The sequence below is a fragment of the Curtobacterium sp. MCPF17_046 genome, assembly GCF_003224295.1.
Taxonomy (GTDB): Bacteria; Actinomycetota; Actinomycetes; order Actinomycetales; family Microbacteriaceae; genus Curtobacterium.
This window is the reverse complement of sequence record NZ_QKLB01000010.1, coordinates 110,424-127,709: the sequence shown is the minus strand read 5'-3', so window position 1 is coordinate 127,709 and position 17,286 is coordinate 110,424. Positions and strand designations below refer to the sequence as shown.

16 protein-coding genes are annotated in these 17,286 nt (G+C 72.0%); 8 read left to right on the top strand and 8 right to left on the bottom strand.

Translation table 11 applies throughout. From position 1 onward, the window contains the following. Nucleotides 1-210: 210 nt before the first annotated feature. Nucleotides 211-786 carry a TetR family transcriptional regulator gene (locus DEJ32_RS10745; RefSeq protein ID WP_110891250.1) on the bottom strand — a complete coding sequence of 192 codons (576 nt, stop codon included), beginning with the start codon at nucleotides 784-786 and terminating at the stop codon, nucleotides 211-213. Between the two features lie 62 nt (nucleotides 787-848). On the opposite strand from DEJ32_RS10745, the gene DEJ32_RS10740 reads away from it, so the two are divergent. Further along, nucleotides 849-1,787 carry an SDR family oxidoreductase gene (locus tag DEJ32_RS10740; protein ID WP_258369008.1) on the top strand — a complete coding sequence of 313 codons (939 nt, stop codon included), beginning with the start codon at nucleotides 849-851 and terminating at the stop codon, nucleotides 1,785-1,787. 102 nt (nucleotides 1,788-1,889) lie between these two features. On the opposite strand, the gene DEJ32_RS10735 is transcribed toward DEJ32_RS10740, so the two are convergent. Further along, nucleotides 1,890-3,221 (bottom strand): NAD(P)/FAD-dependent oxidoreductase, encoded by a 1,332-nt coding sequence (locus DEJ32_RS10735; protein WP_258368264.1) that lies wholly within the window; start codon nucleotides 3,219-3,221, stop codon nucleotides 1,890-1,892. 75 nt (nucleotides 3,222-3,296) lie between these two features. After that, nucleotides 3,297-3,845 carry a dihydrofolate reductase family protein gene (locus DEJ32_RS10730; protein WP_110825952.1) on the bottom strand — a complete coding sequence of 183 codons (549 nt, stop codon included), beginning with the start codon at nucleotides 3,843-3,845 and terminating at the stop codon, nucleotides 3,297-3,299. Between the two features lie 78 nt (nucleotides 3,846-3,923). On the opposite strand from DEJ32_RS10730, the gene DEJ32_RS10725 reads away from it, so the two are divergent. Together DEJ32_RS10725 and DEJ32_RS10720 are read left to right on the top strand one after the other, a co-directional pair. Further along, nucleotides 3,924-4,712, top strand: coding sequence for an alpha/beta fold hydrolase (locus tag DEJ32_RS10725; RefSeq protein WP_110891248.1), 789 nt, complete (start codon nucleotides 3,924-3,926; stop codon nucleotides 4,710-4,712). Continuing rightward, on the top strand, nucleotides 4,709-5,443 hold the full coding sequence (locus DEJ32_RS10720) for a triacylglycerol lipase (protein ID WP_258369007.1): 735 nt from the start codon (nucleotides 4,709-4,711) through the stop codon (nucleotides 5,441-5,443). Before DEJ32_RS10725 ends, DEJ32_RS10720 begins: the two co-directional genes overlap by 4 nt. 127 nt (nucleotides 5,444-5,570) lie before the next feature. On the opposite strand, the gene DEJ32_RS10715 is transcribed toward DEJ32_RS10720, so the two are convergent. The 3 genes from DEJ32_RS10715 to DEJ32_RS10705 all read right to left on the bottom strand — a co-directional run bounded on the left by DEJ32_RS10715 (nucleotide 5,571) and on the right by DEJ32_RS10705 (nucleotide 9,575). Beyond that, nucleotides 5,571-6,578 (bottom strand): LacI family DNA-binding transcriptional regulator, encoded by a 1,008-nt coding sequence (locus DEJ32_RS10715; RefSeq protein ID WP_110901277.1) that lies wholly within the window; start codon nucleotides 6,576-6,578, stop codon nucleotides 5,571-5,573. Between the two features lie 21 nt (nucleotides 6,579-6,599). Further along, a complete protein-coding gene (locus DEJ32_RS10710; RefSeq protein WP_110901276.1) occupies nucleotides 6,600-7,832 on the bottom strand; it encodes an endo-1,4-beta-xylanase in 1,233 nt (410 codons plus the stop codon). A 711-nt stretch (nucleotides 7,833-8,543) separates the two neighbouring features. Continuing rightward, nucleotides 8,544-9,575 (bottom strand): LacI family DNA-binding transcriptional regulator, encoded by a 1,032-nt coding sequence (locus tag DEJ32_RS10705; RefSeq protein ID WP_258369006.1) that lies wholly within the window; start codon nucleotides 9,573-9,575, stop codon nucleotides 8,544-8,546. A 200-nt stretch (nucleotides 9,576-9,775) separates the two neighbouring features. On the opposite strand from DEJ32_RS10705, the gene DEJ32_RS10700 reads away from it, so the two are divergent. The 4 genes from DEJ32_RS10700 to DEJ32_RS10685 are packed head-to-tail and all read left to right on the top strand — an operon-like array spanning nucleotide 9,776 to nucleotide 15,454. Continuing rightward, entirely contained in the window at nucleotides 9,776-11,071 is a 1,296-nt protein-coding gene (locus tag DEJ32_RS10700; RefSeq protein ID WP_110825957.1) for an ABC transporter substrate-binding protein, read from the top strand. Nucleotides 11,072-11,073: 2 nt separating this feature from the next. Next, nucleotides 11,074-12,105: a carbohydrate ABC transporter permease gene (locus DEJ32_RS10695; protein ID WP_110825958.1), complete on the top strand. Its 1,032-nt coding sequence runs from the start codon at nucleotides 11,074-11,076 to the stop codon at nucleotides 12,103-12,105. Next, nucleotides 12,105-12,986 (top strand): carbohydrate ABC transporter permease, encoded by an 882-nt coding sequence (locus tag DEJ32_RS10690; RefSeq protein WP_110825959.1) that lies wholly within the window; start codon nucleotides 12,105-12,107, stop codon nucleotides 12,984-12,986. Before DEJ32_RS10695 ends, DEJ32_RS10690 begins: the two co-directional genes overlap by 1 nt. Next, on the top strand, nucleotides 12,983-15,454 hold the full coding sequence (locus DEJ32_RS10685) for a glycoside hydrolase family 3 N-terminal domain-containing protein (RefSeq protein ID WP_110901274.1): 2,472 nt from the start codon (nucleotides 12,983-12,985) through the stop codon (nucleotides 15,452-15,454). Before DEJ32_RS10690 ends, DEJ32_RS10685 begins: the two co-directional genes overlap by 4 nt. Before the next feature lie 321 nt (nucleotides 15,455-15,775). Here the strand turns inward: DEJ32_RS10685 and DEJ32_RS10680 are convergent, their stop codons facing one another. Continuing rightward, complete coding sequence (locus tag DEJ32_RS10680) at nucleotides 15,776-16,114, bottom strand: hypothetical protein (protein ID WP_146234137.1); 339 nt, start codon at nucleotides 16,112-16,114, stop codon at nucleotides 15,776-15,778. A 117-nt stretch (nucleotides 16,115-16,231) separates the two neighbouring features. Between DEJ32_RS10680 and DEJ32_RS10675 the strand changes: the two genes are divergently transcribed. Continuing rightward, nucleotides 16,232-16,852, top strand: coding sequence for a YbaK/EbsC family protein (locus DEJ32_RS10675; RefSeq protein ID WP_110901272.1), 621 nt, complete (start codon nucleotides 16,232-16,234; stop codon nucleotides 16,850-16,852). A gap of 10 nt (nucleotides 16,853-16,862) precedes the next feature. Here the strand turns inward: DEJ32_RS10675 and DEJ32_RS10670 are convergent, their stop codons facing one another. After that, on the bottom strand, nucleotides 16,863-17,246 hold the full coding sequence (locus DEJ32_RS10670) for a VOC family protein (protein ID WP_110901271.1): 384 nt from the start codon (nucleotides 17,244-17,246) through the stop codon (nucleotides 16,863-16,865). Nucleotides 17,247-17,286: the final 40 nt, after the last annotated feature.

The following is a 17,286-nucleotide window of genomic DNA, read 5'->3' as shown; positions in this document are numbered from 1 at the left end:
TGGTACAGGACCACCATGACGATCGCGACGGTCCGGAGGCCGTCCAGCGCGAGGGCGCGACCCGGCGGCGACGCCGGAGCTGGCGGGGCCGCCACGGGCGCGGCCGCGGCGGGTACGGACGGCGCGACGACGGGCACGGTGTCCGTCGGGGGTGCGATCCGGGTCATCGTCCCAGTGTGCTCCCGCTGTCCATGAACCGGCTCCGGCCTGTCAGGCCTGCTGTCGAACCATCGACGCGGCCAGTGCGTCGAGCCGCTCGGTCGCGAGTTCCGGCAGGGTGCGGGTCTCGCCCGGGGCGATCCACTGCGCGAAGGCCAGGTGGAACACCGTCACACCGGACTGCGCCAGCAGGGTAGCGGCCGGCTCGGGGACGCCCCGCCCGCGGAGGACCTCGGCGAGCCTGCGTCCGAGACCGGAGAGCTTCGCGAGTTCGCGCTCGCCGAGAGCGGGTTCGGCGTCGATCACGGTCTGCCGGCGGCGGGACCACTCGCGGCGGTCGTCGGGGAAGAACGAGCCGGCACCGTCGAGCGCCCGTGCGATGAGCTCGATCGGCGGGATGTCGGCCGGGGCGTCCTCGACGGGTCCGACGAACAGCCCGATGAAGGCGTCCTGGCTCGCGAACAGGACTTCGCGCTTGTCGGCGAAGTGCCGGAAGAAGGTCCGCTCGGTGACGTCAGCGGCACGGGCGATGTCGGCGACCGTCGTGGCCTCGAAGCCCCGGTCGAGGAACAGTTCCAGAGCCGTCGACTGGAGGCGCTCCCGCGTGCCCGGTTGCCATCTCGCCATCCTCCGAGTGTACCGACGGACCGATCATGATGACAGCGCCTGACATCGGGTGTACCGACTTGATGTCAGCAACTGACATCAATGAGAAGGGCACCACCATGCACGTGTTCGTCACCGGAGCCTCCGGCTGGATCGGCTCCGCCACCGTCGACGAGCTCCTCACCGCCGGCCACCGCGTCACCGGGCTCGCCAGGTCCGACACCTCAGCCGCGGCCGTCCAGGCGAAGGGCGCCGAGGTCCTCCGCGGCGACCTCGACGACCTCGAGGCACTCCGCCGTGGGGCCGATGCCGCCGACGGCGTCGTCCACCTCGCCAACAAGCACGACTTCGCGCACCCCGAAATCAGCGACGCTGCCGAGCGCGCCGCCGTCGAGACCCTCGGCGAAGCGCTCGTGGGCAGCGAGCGACCGTTGGTGGTCGCGTCCGGCGTGGCCCGACTGGCCGGCGACCGGGCCGCGACCGAGGCGGACCCGAACCCGGCCGTCGGTCCGCACTCCATGCGCGGCGGTGGTGAGAACCGTGCGCTCGACTTCGTCGACCAGGGCGTCCGGACCGTGATCGCGCGCTTCGCCCCGACCGTCCACGGCTCCGGCGACTCCGGCTTCGTCTCGCTCATCACCGAGGCCGCCCGTCGGCACGGGGCCGCCGCGATCATCGGCGAGGGGTCGAACGGCTGGGCTGCGGTCCACCGCACGGACGCCGCGCGCCTGGTCCGACTCGGCCTCGAGGGTGCACCGGCGGGCACTCGGATGCACGTCACCGCAGAGGACGCCGTGCCGACCCGGGACATCGCGCGAGCGATCGGTGACGCCCTGGGCGTGCCGGTGACGACGATCGAGCCGGCCGAGGCGGTCGACCACTTCGGCTTCGTCGGACCGTTCTACGCGATGGAGATGGCCGCGACGTCGACGGCCACTCGGGATCTCCTCGGTTGGCAGCCGACCGGACCGACCCTGCTCGAGGACATCGCCGCCGGCGCCTACACGGCCGCACGGAACTGAGCGCGCGGTTCCCTGACCGCACGGACCGGGCCGGACGGCGGACGGGAGGTCCGTCACCCGCTGGTGACGGACCTCCCGTCCGGTCCGTGGTCGCGCGGGGCGCTACTCCGCCTTCTGCAGCTGCCAGTGCTCCGGCTCGCGGTCGCCGTTCGGGCGCACCGGTCGGACGTCGCCGACGATCGGGATCGAGCGCTTCCGCATGAACCAGACGTAGCGGACGAAGAAGTGGGTCAGCGTCGACATGCGGTTGCCGTTGCCGAGCAAGCTCGTGATGTGCACGAACACCCACGCGGCCCAGGCCACGGGCCCGACCATCGTGATGCCGCCACGGAGCTGGGCGACGGCGGCGTTCGTGCCGATCGTCGCCATCGTGCCCTTGTCGAAGTACTTGAAGCGCTCGGTCGGCTTGCCGGCGACGAGTCGCTTGATCTGCTCGGCGACGTGCTTGCCGCCCTGCAGCGCCGGCTGGGCGAGCTGGGCGAGGGCATCGTCCTGCGCTGCGATGTCCCCGGCCGAGAAGATCCGCTCGACCCCCTTCACGCTGAGGTCGTCGTTCACCTGGATGCGTCCGCCGTGCGTCTGCGGCAGGCCCCAGTTGCCGACCTCCTTGTGCGCCGCGACACCGGTCGCCCAGATGACCTGCGACGCCGGGATGACCTCGCCGCCGGCCAGGCGGACGCCGTCGGGCAGGACCTCCTCGACACCGGCGTTGAGCCGCAGCACGACACCGCGCTTGCGGAGGATCTTGGCCGCGTACCGGCGGAGGCGCGGGGCGAACGGCTTGAGGAGCTCGCCGCTGCGGTGCACGAGCGTGATCGAGATGTTGCCGCGTTCGATCTCCGGGTAGGCGCCGACGAGCGCCTGGTCGCGGAGCTCCGCGAGCGCACCGGCCATCTCCACGCCGGTGGCACCGCCGCCGACGATGACGACGCGGATCTCGTCCGGACCCTGCTTCGCCGCGGCCTGCTCCAGGCGGGTGAAGAGCTCGTCCCGGATGCGCAGGGCCTGGGAGCGGGAGTACATCGAGTACGCGTACTCGTAGGCGCCGGGCGTCCCGAAGTAGCTCGTGTTCACGCCGTTGGCCAGGATCAGGTAGTCGTAGTGCAGGTGCTCGCCGTCGGACATCTCGGCGATGCGCTCGTCGTGCCGGATGCCGGTGAGCAGCCCGTGCCGGAAGTCCGCGTTCGCCTGGCGTGCGCGGAGGCTGCGGAGGAAGTACGTCACGTCACCGGCGTTCAGCCCGCCGGTCGCCACCTGGTACATGAGGGGCTGGAACATGTTGTAGACGTGCCGGTCGACGAGGGTCACCCGGACCGGTGCGTCCTTGAGCTCGCGCATCGCGGCGATCCCGGCGAATCCGCCGCCGACGACGACGACGTGCGGGCGGGTGTCCTGCGGCATGGTGAGCTCCGGGGGTCGTGCGGTCTGGGCCACCCAGAAGGGTACGCCGATCAGGCAGACCCGCTGTCCACGCTCCGGACAAGAGCCGCGAGGCGCGGATCGTCGCCGTCAGGCGTCGAACCGCCCGTAGGTGCTCAGCACGTTCCCCTTGCTCGTCACAGCGTTCGCGACCAGGCGGAGCCGCGTCGGCGGGTCCGTCGGCTCGAACAGCTTCCGACCGTGTCCGGCGATCGCCGGGTGCACCATCAGCTGCAGCTCGTCGAGCACCCCGGCGAAGAGCAGGCTCCGGACGAGGGTGACGCTGCCGCACACGGCGATGTCGGCTCCGTCCCGTCGCTGCAGCTCGCGGACGAACGCCGGCACGTCGCCGGGGATCCGGGTGCTGTTCTCCCACGCCAGGTCGTCGCCGAGGGTGGTCGACGCGACGTGCTTCTCGATGGGGTTGATCCACTGGCCGAAGGGGTCGTCGGCGTGCGCCGGCCACCACTCCGACCACTCCAGGTAGCTGTTCCGACCGAGCAGCACCGTGTCGGTGGCCGCCATCCACGCGGTCATCGCGGCACCGAGCTCGTCGTCGAAGCTGTCGTACTGGAACTCGTACGGGTCCTGCACGACGCCGTCGACCGAGGTGAACAGTCCCGCAGTGACCTTCCGCATGTGGGCGAGGGTAGCGCCTGGAGCCCGGCAGCGGAACGGTTCCCAGGCGCTGCGGCCCGGTCGGCATAGGGTCGGGGGATGCGTGCACTGGTGGAGACCGTCCAGGTCGACGGACACCCCGTCCGGCTGCGGACGATGGCGCCGGCCGGTCGGGTGCGGGACTCGTTCGCCCCCACGGTCGTGCTCGTGCACGGCATCGGGATGTCGCACCGGTCCTTCCACCGGGTGCAGACGGCGCTGTCCCGGACGCACCGGACCGTGTCGGTCGACCTGCCCGGGTTCGGCGGGTTGCCGTACGGCCGCCGTCGGTTCGAGGAGCACGAGTACGCCGACCTCGTCGTGCGCGCGGTCACCGCCCGTGGAGCGGGGGACGTCGTCGTCCTGGGACAGTCGATGGGCACGCAGATCGCCGTCGAGGCCGCCCTCCGTCACCCCGACGTCGTCAGTTCCGTCGTCCTCGTCGGTCCGGTCGTCGACGACCGCCGCCGCTCCCTCGTCCGGCTCGCCGCCGCACTCGGCGTGGACGTCCTGCTCGAGGGCGCCCGGATGAACGCGATCGTCCTCTCGGACTACCTCCGGAGCATGCCCCAGTACCTCCGCGAACTCCGGCCGATGCGCAACTTCCGGATGACCGACGGCGTCCGGGCCCTGACCGTCCCGGTGCTCGTCATCCGCGGTGCGCAGGACCCGGTCGCGAAGCACGACTGGGCCGTGCGGCTCGCGGAGACCGCCACGCGCGGTGCCCTCGTCGAACTGCCCGGACCGCACCACGTGCAGGAACACCAGCCGGTCGCCGTCGCCCGACTGGTGGACGAGTTCCGTCGGGTCCAGACGCTCGAGTCGGCGCGCGACGGAGTGGTGCTGTGACCGGCCCGACCCCGCACCCGGGTGCGCCGATCGACGTGTCGGCGGGTGGGCCTCCCGTCCGGGTCGGCCTCCTCCGACGCGTGCGGTGGGCACTGCTCGACTGGCTCTACGCCGGGGTGTGGCAGGTCCGGAGCCTCGGCCCGACCACGGCCGACGACTACCGGACCGGCGACCGGCAGGCCGTCGTCGTCATCCCGGGCGTGTACGAGACGTGGCACTTCATGCGTCCCCTGATGGACGTCCTGCACGACCGCGGCCATCCCGTACACGTGCTCATCGACCTGCGCCACAACGTCCGACCCGTCCCGGTGTCGGCGGAGGCGGTCATGGCGTACCTCGACGAGCACGACCTGCAGCACGTCCTCGTCGTCGCGCACAGCAAGGGCGGGTTGATCGGGAAGTACGCGATGACCCGACTCGATCCGCACGGGCGGATCGACCGCATGGTCGCCGTGTCGACGCCGTTCGCCGGCTCGAAGTACGCGGTGCTCGCGCCCGTGCGGCACCTCCGGGTCTTCCGGGCGGCGGACCCGGTGCTCGCCGGGCTGGCGCGGGAGCTGGACGCGAACAGCCGCATCACCTCGGTGTACGGGGTGTACGACACGCTCATCCCCGGTGGGTGTGAGCTCGCCGGCGCGGAGAACGTGCGGCTCGAACTCGGCGGGCACTTCCGGATCCTCGCCGACCGGCGGACCGCCGTCGCGGTGTTGCGCGCGGCGGACGGCGACTGAGCGGGCGATCTGCTCGGTCCCGCGGCGTCGTGTCCCGCGGCGTGCTGCTCCCACTGGGGTCCGTTCCGCCGGCGCCCACTCCTCCAGTGCCCACTCCTCCAGTGCCCACTCCTCCGGGGCCCGTTCGTCAGCGGGTGGCGACGCTCGCGCGCTCCACGATCCGGTGCGGCACGACGACCGTCCGGACCGGTGCCTCCCGGTCGGCGATCCGCCGCTCCAACAGGTCGAGGGCGGCGTCCGCGAAGGCCCGACGGCCGAACGACACCGTGGTGAGCGCGGGGATCGCGAACGCGGCCTGGTCGACGTCGTCGAACCCGACGACGCTCACCTGCTCGGGCACCCGCACACCCCGAGCTGCGAGGACGTGCAGCACGCCGAACGCGATCGAGTCCGTGAACGCGAACACGGCGTCGGGCAGGGGGTTCCCGTCGAGCCAGGTGGCGAAGGCGGTGGCGGCGGCCGCGGTGGTCCATTCGGGGAGCGGCACCCGCAGCGCCGGGTCCACGTGCAGGTGTGCGCCGCCGACCGCGTCGTCGTGGCCGAGCTGCCGCAGCCGCGCCGTCGCGGTGACCCCGTCGCGCCGTGGTGCCCCGACCACGGCGATGCGCCGGTGCCCTCGGTCGAGGAGCATCGCGGTGACCTCCCGCGCCGCTGCTCGGCTGTCCACGTGCACCTGGTCGACCTGCTCGGGCTCGACCTCGCCGATGACGACCGTCGGCGGCAACCCCTCGGTGTTCGCGAGGGTGCTCGCGCTGAGCGACACCGGGTTGAGCACGAGTCCGTCCACCAGGTGCGCCCGCGCGCGGGACACCAGTTCGCGCTCCCGTTCCGGGTCGTCGGCGGTCTGCTCCAGCTGCACGACGAGCCCTCGGTCGTGCGCGAGTTCGACGAACCACCGCGCGAGGTCCGCCGAGTACGCGCTGGCGAGTTCCGGCAGCGTCAGGGCGATGGCGCCGGTCCGGCCGTTGCGGAGGCCACGGGCGGAGAGGTTCGGCACGTACGCCAGTTCGGCGACCGCGGCCTCCACCCGGGCCCGCGTCTCCGGGCGCACGACGACACCGCCGTTGACGACGTTGGACACCGTCTTCGGCGACACCCCCGCGAGGGCGGCCACGTCCCGCACGGTCGCTCGCATGACAGCACCGTAGCGCGGCCGTCAGCCGACGGTGCGGACCTGCACCTGCGCCGGGCCGTCGTCGCCGACGGTGACGGTGGTCTCCTGTGCCCCGACGCGGACGGCGTACTCGCCGCGGAACCCGCGGAACACCACCCGCCCGGCGTCGTCGGTGCGCAGGGTGGTCGGCGGTGTCCACCACTCGTCCTTCACCAGCCGACGGAGGGCGTCGTAGGACGGCTTCGGGGTGCCGTCGGGCCGGACGAGCCCGATCGGTGCGCCCAGCCACGCTCCCTCGTCCGTGATGCCCCAGTAGGTGATCGCCTCGACGGCCGGGTGCCCGACCAGGCTGCGGTAGTGCCGTTCGAGTTCGTCCGCCTGGCGTGCCTCGCCCTCGGGCGTCGACGGCCACGAGTCGACCACGTGGTCGTTGAGGTCGACGATGTGCGCGGGCATGAGCTCGCCGGACACGAGTGACGTCTCGGTCAGGTGCAGCGGCAGGCCGTACCGGGCGAACCGGTCGACCATCGCGAGCATGGTGTCCTCACCCCAGTAGCCCTGGTGCATGTGGGTCTGCAGCCCGATCGCGTCGATGCGGATGCCCGCCTCGAGGACGCCCTCGATCAGGCACTCGTAGGCGTCCGAGAGGTCGAAGTCGTTGAGCAGCAGGGTGACGGCGGGGTTCGTGGTGCGGGCTTCCTCGACGGCCATCCGGATCATCGCCAGGCGGCCGCGTGCCAGTGCGAGCGGCGTGATCGCGTTGTCGCCGTTCGCGAAGTGCGGCATGATCACGACCTCGTTGATCGCGTCCCAGGTGTCCACCAGCCCGGCGAAGTCGCTGACCTCCCGGCGGATCCGCTCGCGCTGCAGGCGCTCGACCTCGTCGTTCCCCAGGCCGAGCAGCCAGTCCGGTTGCACGGTGTGCCAGACGAGGGGATGTCCCTTCGTCGCGACGCCTCGGTCGCGGAACCACCCGGCGGTGCGCTGGAGTCGACCGGTGTCCGGCTGCCCGCGCTCCGGCTCGAACCGGCCCCAGTAGAACGGCAGGGTCGCGGTGTTGAAGACGTCGAGCCACAGGTCCGCGAGCTCCGGCGTCCCGACGTCCGGCTCGCCGTTCGCCAGCCCGACGAAGTCGAAGCCGATGTTGCCGAAGCCGAACGCGTGCCGCCGCTGCTCGACTCGGACGTCGGCGTCCGCGACGGGAGCGCCGTCCGCGTCGGTGACGGTGACGACCGCCTCGCCGGTCCGGTGTGCTGTGTCCTGGTGCGTCGCCATCGACGGCCTCCCGATTTGTTGTGAGCGGCAACGTATCAGGTCCGGCTCGCGGACTCGAGGGGTGTGTGCGACGTCGTCGCCCGTCCGCGGGACGCCCCCGTCTGCCGGCGGCACCGCTGACCAGGTGTGACGCCGCTGTCGACGCGAGACGCCCCTGGCCGGGCGGGACACCGCCGGAAGCGGCGGCGTCTCGCGTATGGGGCGGCGTCGTGCACGGACGCCGGCGTCTCGCGTGTCAGGACACCGGACGGGAGGCGCGGCTCGGTCGGGCACCGAGTCTCCCGTCCTGCGCGCGGGCGGAGGCGGGGCGCCCCCGTCTGCCGACGGACGCCGCTGCCGACGCGAGACGCCCCTGGCCAGGCGAGACGCCGCTAGCCAGGCGAGACGCCCCTGGCCAGGCGAGACGCCGCCGGAAGTGGCGGCGTCTCGCGGGCAGGGCGGCGTCGTGCGCAGACGCCGGTGTCTCGCGCGCCGAGGATGCCGGGACGGGAGGGGCGGCTCGGTCGGGCACCGGGCCTCCTGTCCAGCGCGCGGGGCGGGGGCGAGACACCCCCGTCTGCCGACGACGCCGCCGACCAGGCGAGACGCCGCGGGATGCGGCGGCGTCCTCCGTGCCCGGGGGCGTCTTCCGCGTCCGGCGGCGTCCTCCGTGCCCGGGGCCGCGCCCGGGGTCTCACGCACTCGGCGGCGTCCCGCGCGCCGAGTGCCGTCTCACGCGCCGGGCGGTGGCGCGGTGCTCGCACGCACCACGAGCGACGCCGGCAGCTGCACGTGCGCGGGGACGTCCCGCCCGCCGAGGAGCTCGAGGAGCATCCGAAGGGCCTCGGCGCCGAGGTCGTGCAGCGGCTGGGCGACGGTCGTCAGCGGGGGAGTGGCGTTCGCGGCCTGCGGCACGTCGTCGAAGCCCACCACCGAGAGGTCCTGCGGCACCCGGAGTCCGAGTTCGCCCGCCACCTGGAGCACCCCGATCGCCGAGCTGTCGTTCGCCGCGAAGACCGCGGTCGGACGGTCCGGGCGCGAGAGGAGCTCGCGGGCGACCTCGGCGCTGACCGTGGTCTGGTAGTCGCCGACGCACACCAGGTCCGGGTCGAACGGGATGCCCGCGGCCTCGAGCGACTGCCGGTAGCCGATCTCGCGGAGTTCGGCCGACGCCAGGTCCGCTCGACCCCGGATGTGTGCGATCCGGCGGTGTCCGAGGCCGATGAGGTGCTCGGTCGCCGCTCGGGCCCCGCCGATGTTGTCCGAGTCGATGGCCGCGTGGCCCTCGGGTCCGGTGTGCGGGTCGATCGAGACGACCGGGATCGGCGTGCTCGCCATGAGCGTGGTCGGCGTGACGACGATCGCGCCGTCGATCAGGGTGCCGGCGAGGCGGGAGAGCGACCGGCGCTCCCAGCCTGGCCGGGCCTCCCCGCTGACGAGTCCGGCGTAGGCGAGCAGTTCGTAGCCCGTGCCGTCGGCGGCCGACGAGATGCCCTTGAGGAGCTCGGTGGAGAACGGCTCGAACTCCGTGACGAGGATGCCGATGACGTCGGTGCGGCTGCGCCGGAGGCTCCGGGCGACGAGGGAGCTCTCGTACCCGAGTGACTCGATCACGGCGAGCACCCGCTGCGAGGTGGCGGCGGCGACACCGTCGCGCCCGTTGATGACCTTCGAGACGGTCGGCACCGAGACGCCGGCGGCTCGCGCGACATCGCTGATGGTGGTCCGCCCCGGGAGGGGAGCAGGACGGGCGATGGCATCCACGTCGACACCGTACTCGTCCACGGGCTCCGTCCGGCACGCCACGACCGAGTCCGAGGCATGGAGCGCGACATCGGCCGTCCACGCCGCGCACCGGACAGAAATCGTTATCGAAATCGATTGACAGCGGCTCGGACGGCCGTGCATGCTCTCCCTGCGGCCTCGCGGTCGCATGTCAACGACGACTACCGAGGGACTCCACAATGACGAGGAAGAACAGGTTCGCGGCGGCCATCGCCATCGCAGCCGGCACCGCACTGCTCGCCACGGGCTGCTCGAGCGGCGGAGCCGCCGACGACGGCGACGGCAAGGTCACGATGACCTTCTGGCACAACTCCACCACCGGCCCCGGCAAGGCCTACTGGGAGGACACCGTCAAGGCGTTCGAGGCGAAGAACCCGAACGTGACGGTCAAGATCCAGGCGATCCAGAACGAGGACCTGGACGGCAAGCTCCAGACCGCGCTCAACTCCGGCGACGGCCCCGACGTGTTCCTGCAGCGCGGTGGCGGCAAGCTCAACGCGATGATCAACGCCGGGCAGCTGCTCGACATCAAGGACTCGATCAGCGCCGACGCGAAGAAGTCGATCAGCGCCGGGACCTTCTCGGGCTACGACGCGAAGGACGGCACCTACGCGATGCCCGTCGCCGTGCTCCCCGAGGGCATCTGGTACAGCCAGGACCTCTTCGAGAAGGCCGGCATCGAGGGCACCCCCACCACGATGGACGAGCTCAACGAGGACATCGCCAAGCTCAAGGACTCGGGTGTCGACCCCGTCGCCGTCGGTGCGAAGGACGCCTGGCCGGCCGCGCACTGGTACTACAACTTCGCCCTCCGCGCCTGCAGCGAGAAGACCCTGACCGGTGCCGCCGAGTCGTTGAAGTTCGACGACAAGTGCTGGACCGAAGCCGGCAAGCAGCTCGAGGACTTCAACGACACGAAGCCGTTCAACAAGGGCTTCCTGACCACCGCCGCCCAGCAGGGCGCGGGGAGCTCCGCGGGTCTGCTCGCCAACCACAAGGCGGCCATGGAACTCATGGGCGCGTGGGACCCGGGCGTGATCTCCTCGCTCACCCCGGACGCCAAGCCGCTGCCCGACCTCGGCTGGTTCCCGTTCCCCGCGGTCGAGGGTGGCAAGGGTGACCCGAAGTCGATGATGGGTGGCGTCGACGGCTACTCCTGCACCGCGCAGGCCCCGAAGAAGGCGTGCACCGACTTCCTCAACTTCATCGTGCAGAAGGACAACCAGGAGGGCTACTACAAGGCCTTCCAGGCGATCCCCGTCAACCAGGACGCACAGTCCGTCGTGTCGGAGCCGTACCTGAAGTCGGCCCTGGCCGCCTACAAGGAAGCCCCGTTCGTCTCGCAGTACCTCGACACCCTGTACGGCCAGAACGTCGGCAACGCGCTGAACACCAGCGTCGTGGACGTCCTCGCCGGCAAGGGGACCGCGAAGGACATCGTCACCACCACCAACCAGGCTGCGGCCAAGGGCTGACCATGACCCTCAACACCTCGCTCGGCACGACCCCGGCCACCGGGTCGGACGGCGCCGCGGGGTCCACGCCGGCGGGGAGCGGTGCGTCCAGCGCACCGCGCCCCGCCGGGCGTCGGCCCGCCAAGCGGCTCGCGGACTGGCGGCAGCGCGCGGAGATCGCCGTCCTCGCCGGTCCCGCCGTGATCGTCTTCGTGACGTTCGTCATCCTGCCCGTCGCCATGGCGGCGTACTACGGGTTCTTCAAGTGGCAGGGCTACGGCCCGCCCACCGACTTCGTCGGGTTGCAGAACTACCTCATCATCTTCCAGGACCAGGCCTTCCACTCGGTCCTCATGCACAACGGCTTCATCGTCGTGCTCTCCCTGGTGCTGCAGGGGCCGATCGCCATCGTGCTCGCACTGCTGCTCAACCAGAAGATGCACGGCCGCGGACTCGTCCGCGTGCTCGTCTTCGTGCCGTACGTCATCTCCGAGGTCATCGTCGGCACCGGGTGGAGCCTGCTCCTGCAGTCCAACGGCGCCGTCAACGACATGCTGCAGACGATCGGCCTCGGCGGCCTGCGGGCGGACTGGTTGTCCAACCCGGACATCGCCATCTGGACGCTGCTCGTGATCATCTCGTGGAAGTACATCGGCTTCGCGGTGATCCTGTTCCTCGCCGGTCTGCAGAGCATCCCCGAGGAGCTGTTCGAGGCGGCCGCTATCGACGGTGCCGGCTACTGGCAGATCCAGCGTCGCATCACCCTGCCGCTGCTCGGCCCGACGATCCGCATCTGGGCGTTCCTGTCCATCATCGGCTCGCTCCAGCTGTTCGACCTCGTCTACATCATCTGGGGGCAGTACATCGCCTCGACCGCCGGCACCTCGACGATGGCCACGTACATGGTCGGCAACGGGCGCAACTCCGGGAACTTCGGCTTCGGCAGCGCGGTCGCCGTCGTGATGTTCGTCATCTCCCTGGCCGTCGCGCTGATCTACCAGCACTTCGTGCTCCGCCGGGACACCGCGGGCGCGATCACCGAGAGGAAGAAGTGATGGCCACCACGAGCATCGTCGCCCCCGGGCGACGGGCGACGCGGGAGCGTCGGTCGAGCGCGGCCATCGGTCGCGCCAACCCGCTCACCTACGTCGTGGCGATCCTGTTCGTCGCCGCCAACCTCGCCCCGGTGCTGTACATCGTGCTGGGCGGGTTCCGGACGAACTCGCAGATCACCACGAGCCCGGCGGGTCTGCCGGCGCCGTTCGAACTCGGCAACTACGGCTCGGTGCTGAGCAGCTCGATCTTCTGGCGTGAGCTCGGCAACTCGACGATCAGCGCCGTCGCCACCACCGCCGGTGTCGTCGTGCTCGGCCTGATGGTGAGCTACGTGCTCGCCCGCTACCGGTTCGCCGGCCGCGGCGCGCTCTACGCCCTGTTCGCCGCCGGCCTGATGTTCCCGATCACCGTCGCGATCACGCCGCTGTACCTGCTCATCAAGGACCTCGGTCTCACGAACAGCCTGGCCGGCGTGATCCTCCCGCAGATCGCCTTCGCCCTGCCGACGACGGTCATCATCCTGGTGCCGTTCCTCCGGGCCATCCCCGACGAGCTCGAGGAGGCCGCGTCCATCGACGGCGCCAGCCGCCTCGGCTTCTTCTTCCGGATGATCGTGCCGCTGTCCCTGCCCGGTGTCGTGACGGTCGGCATCCTGGCGTTCATCGCCAGCTGGAACAGCTACATCCTGCCGCTGTTCATCCTCAACAACGAGGGCAGCTACACCCTGCCGCTCGGTGTGCAGGCGTTCTCGTCGCAGTACTCGGTCGACACCGCCAAGGTGCTCGCATTCACGTCCATGTCGATGATCCCCGCCCTCGTGTTCTTCACGATCTTCCAGCGTCGGATCGTCGGCGGGCTCACCGGGGCGGTCAAGGGATGACGATCACGAACCAGCCCCGGCACACGTCGGGGGACCGCGCCGTCGGCGCGGCCCGGACCGACCTGGCGGACCCGACCCCGGGCCTCCCGGCCGTCCCCGAGGTGAGCGACCGCGTCCGCGACCTGCTCGCCCGGATGACCCTCGAGGAGAAGGCGGCGCAGATCGTCGGCTACTGGCTCGACCAGAACGGCGTCGTCGCCCCCATGCAGGGCGAGATGGCGGCAGCGCAGGACGCCCAGGCGACCCTGCCGGAGGTCACCCGCGACGGCATCGGGCACTACACCCGCGTCTACGGGACCCGACCGGTCGACGCCGAGGAGCGAGCCGCGTGGCTCTGGCAGGAGCAGCGGCGCCTGAAGCGGGAGACCCGCCTCGGCATCCCCGCGCTCGTGCACGAGGAGTGCCTCACCGGGCTCGCCGCGTGGAAGGCCGCGACCTTCCCGACCCCGCTCGCGTGGGGTGCGTCGTTCGACCCGGAGCTCGTCGAGCAGGTCGGCCGCGCCATCGGCGACTCGATGCGCGAACTCGGCATCCACCAGGGCCTCGCCCCGGTGCTCGACGTCATCCGGGACCCCCGCTGGGGCCGGGTGGACGAGTGCATCGCCGAGGACCCGTACCTCGTCGGGACCGTCGGCACCGCCTACGTCCGCGGACTGCAGGACGCCGGTGTGCACGCCACGCTGAAGCACTTCCTCGGCTACTCGTCATCGCGGGGTGGACGGAACCACGGACCGGTGTCCGCCGGGCCGCGGGAGATCCGCGACGTGTTCCTGCCGCCGTTCGAGATGGCACTGCTCGACGGGAACGCCCGTTCGGTCATGAACTCGTACACCGAGACCGACGGTGTCCCGATGGCGGCCAGCCCCGAGTACCTGACCGGGGTGCTCCGTGAGCAGCTCGGCTTCGACGGCACCGTCGTCGCGGACTACTTCGCTGTCGCCTTCCTCGAGGTCATGCACGCCGTCGCCGCCGACCGTGGCGAAGCGGCAGCGCTCGCCCTCGAGGCCGGCATCGACGTCGAGCTGCCCACCGGTGACGCGTACCTGCAGCCGCTCGTCGACCGGGTGCGGTCCGGGCAGTTCGACGAGGCGTTCGTCGACCGTGCCGTCCTCCGTGCGCTCGCGCAGAAGGAGGCGCTCGGCCTGCTCGACGCAGACGCGTACGAGGACGAGCCGCCCACCGGGGTCGACCTCGACTCGCCGCGGCACCAGGCCCTCGCCCGACGGCTCGCCGAGGAATCCGTCGTGCTGCTCGCCAACGACGGCGTGCTCCCGGTCCGGCGGACACCGCGCTCCGTCGCGGTCATCGGCCCGAACGCCGACCGGGCCGAGGCCCTGCAGGGCTGCTACTCGTTCGCGAACCACGTCCTGGCCGCGCACCCCGGGCTGCCGCTCGGGTTCTCCATCCCGACCGTGGCCGAGGCACTGACCGACGCGCTCGCCGGCGCATCGGTCCGTGTCGTCGAGGGCTGCACGGTCGAGGGGGAGGACCGGACCGGCATCGCCGCTGCCGTCTCCGCCGCTGCCGACGCCGAGCTCGCCGTCGTCGTCGTCGGCGACCAGGCCGGCCTCTTCGGGCGCGGCACCGTCGGCGAGGGCAACGACTCCGAGTCGCTCGACCTGCCCGGCGTGCAGCGCGACCTGGTGGAGGCCGTGGTCGCCACCGGCACGCCGGTCGTCCTGGTGCTCCTCACCGGCCGCCCGTACGCGATCAGCTGGGCGCTCGACGGGGACCAGCCCCGTCCGGCGGCGGTGCTGCAGGCGTTCTTCCCCGGCGAGGGCGGCGGACTCGCGATCGCCGACGTCGTCACCGGGCGGGTGAACCCCTCCGGTCGCCTGCCGGTCTCGCTGCCCCGGTCCGCGGGGGCGCAGCCGTACTCGTACCTGCACCCGGTGCTCGGCGGTCCGTCGGACGTCACCGCGACCGACTCCACGCCGGTCCGGCCGTTCGGCTTCGGCCTGTCGTACGCGTCCTTCGCGTACTCGGACCTGGTCGTCGACGGCTCGGTGCAGGCCGGGGGCACCTTCACCGCGAGCGTCACCGTGACGAACACCAGCTCGGTCGCGGGTGGGCACGTCGTGCAGCTCTTCGGGCACGACGTCCACGGCTCGGTCACCCGGCCCGTCGTGCAGCTGCTCGGCTACGCACGTGTCGACCTCGACGCGGGGGAGACCGTCCGGCTCGCGTTCACGGTGCCCACCACGCGTCTGGCGTTCAGCGACCGGCGCATGGTCCGGATCGTCGAGCCCGGTGACGTGGAGGTGTGGGTCGGCTCGCACGCGGCGGCCTCCGCCTCGGTCGCGGACGTCGACGCCTCGACGGGCGGCGCGATCGTCAACGAACGGGCGATCGCGGCCCGGACGCTGCCCGGCACGGCGACTCCGCGAGCGCGGATCGCGGTCGAGGGGCCCGTCCACGAGGTGACCACCCGCGACGCGCGACTGGTCACCTGGGAGGTCGTCGGCTGACGGGGAACCAGCCGGAGACGCCCACCGCGGGGAGCGCGGTGCGTCGGACGGGAGGCCCGTGACCAGTCGGTCGCGGGCCTCCCGTCCGTCGTGTCCCCTGCACGGTCCGCGCCTGGCGACGGCCCTCGGGCTACGGTCTGCGAACGGTGTCGCTCAGCGCGGAGCGCCCGCCGGCCGCCCGCCCTGGGTGGCGCGGAAGCAGCGCTGCCGATGGCGACCGGCGGGCTGACAGCGGGCTCCATCGCCCTCGGGGTGGGTGTCCAGCTGTGGGCGTCGGCGTGGGGGTGTCGCGGGGTCTGCGCGGGGACCGGGCGCCGGTCGTCAGACCGCGCGCAGGGCGATCTGGACCGCGACGACGAACGGGAGGACCCCGAGCGCCGCGGAGGCGGCCGCGAGCCAGATCGCAGCGGTCCGACCGGGGACCCGACGGAGACCGACCGCGACGGCCACCGCGACGAGGGCGAGCGGGAAGGTGCACAGCGTCGCCCGCGCCGGCCACGCCCACGGTGCCCAGGCTCGTTCGCTCTCGTACGGCGCATCGATCGACGCCACGAGCCCGACGATGACGACGACGGTCTCGATGCCGGGCGGCACCGCGATGAGGACGTCGCGCAGCACACGCCACCGGTCCGGCCGATGGACTCGTGGTTCCTCCCCCATGTCGCGAGGCTACCGGGCGCGGGTGCCCGTGCGTCCCCGGGCGTCCGCACGGGCTGTCCGCTGCGGACGGGTCGACTCCTGACCAGTCGCGGTGGTTCCCGTCCCTAGGGTGGGGGGATGCCCACGCTGAACCGCATGCCCGTCCTGCTCGCCACCGGCTCGATCGCCATCCCGGTCGCGGAGGCCCTGGTCGCCCTGCCGTTCGAGGTGCTGCAACGCATCGAGGCCGCGCCGATCGACCCCGAGCTCGCCGACACCGCGGCGTTCTCCGAGGCGTACGGCTTCCCGGTCGCGGGCGGCGCGAACTGCATCGTCGTCGCGGGCAAGCGGGGTGACACCGTGACGTACGCGGCCTGCGTCGTGCTCGCCTCCACGAAGCTCGACGTGAACCGCACCGTGAAGGGGTTGCTCGGCGCCCGGAAGGTCAGCTTCGCGCCGATGGAGGACGCCGTGGAGCGCACCGGCATGGAGTACGGCGGGATCACCCCGATCGGGCTGCCCGCCGACTGGTCCGTGTACGTCGACGCACGGGTGCTCGAGGCGCCCGAGGTCGTCATCGGTGCGGGCGTGCGCGGGGCGAAGCTGTTCCTGCCCGGTGCGGTGCTCGCCGCGTTGCCCCGGGTCGAGGTCGTCGAGGGGCTCGCGGTCGAACCCGCCGCCGACGCCGACGCGGCCGATGCCGATGCCGATGCCGATGCCGATGCAGGCACCGGTACGGGCTCCGAGCAGGTCGGCTGACGGCTCGCGGTCAGTCCTGCGGTCGGACCAGGCAGAACGGGTGCCCGGCCGGGTCGAGGTAGACGCGGAACGTGTCCGTCCCCTCGCCGGTCGCGGCCGCTCCGATTGCCAGCACGGCTCGCTCGCCCGCGTCGAGGTCGTCGACCTTGACGTCGAGGTGGGCCTGCTGCGGCACGTCCTGCCCGGGCCACACCGGCGCTCGGTAGTCGTCGACCCGTTGGAAGGCGAGCAGGGGGCGGTGCCCGGCGAACGGCAGGGTGACCTCCACCCACTCGTCGTCCGGAGTGAGCGTCTCGGTCTCCTCGACGACGCCCCCGAGGAGCTCGGCGTAGAAGCGGGCGAGGGCCGCGGGGTCCGGGCAGTCGAGGACGACGACGTCGAGTGAGCCGATCATGGCGGTCACCGTAGTCCTCGTGGGCAGGAGCCGTCCTCCG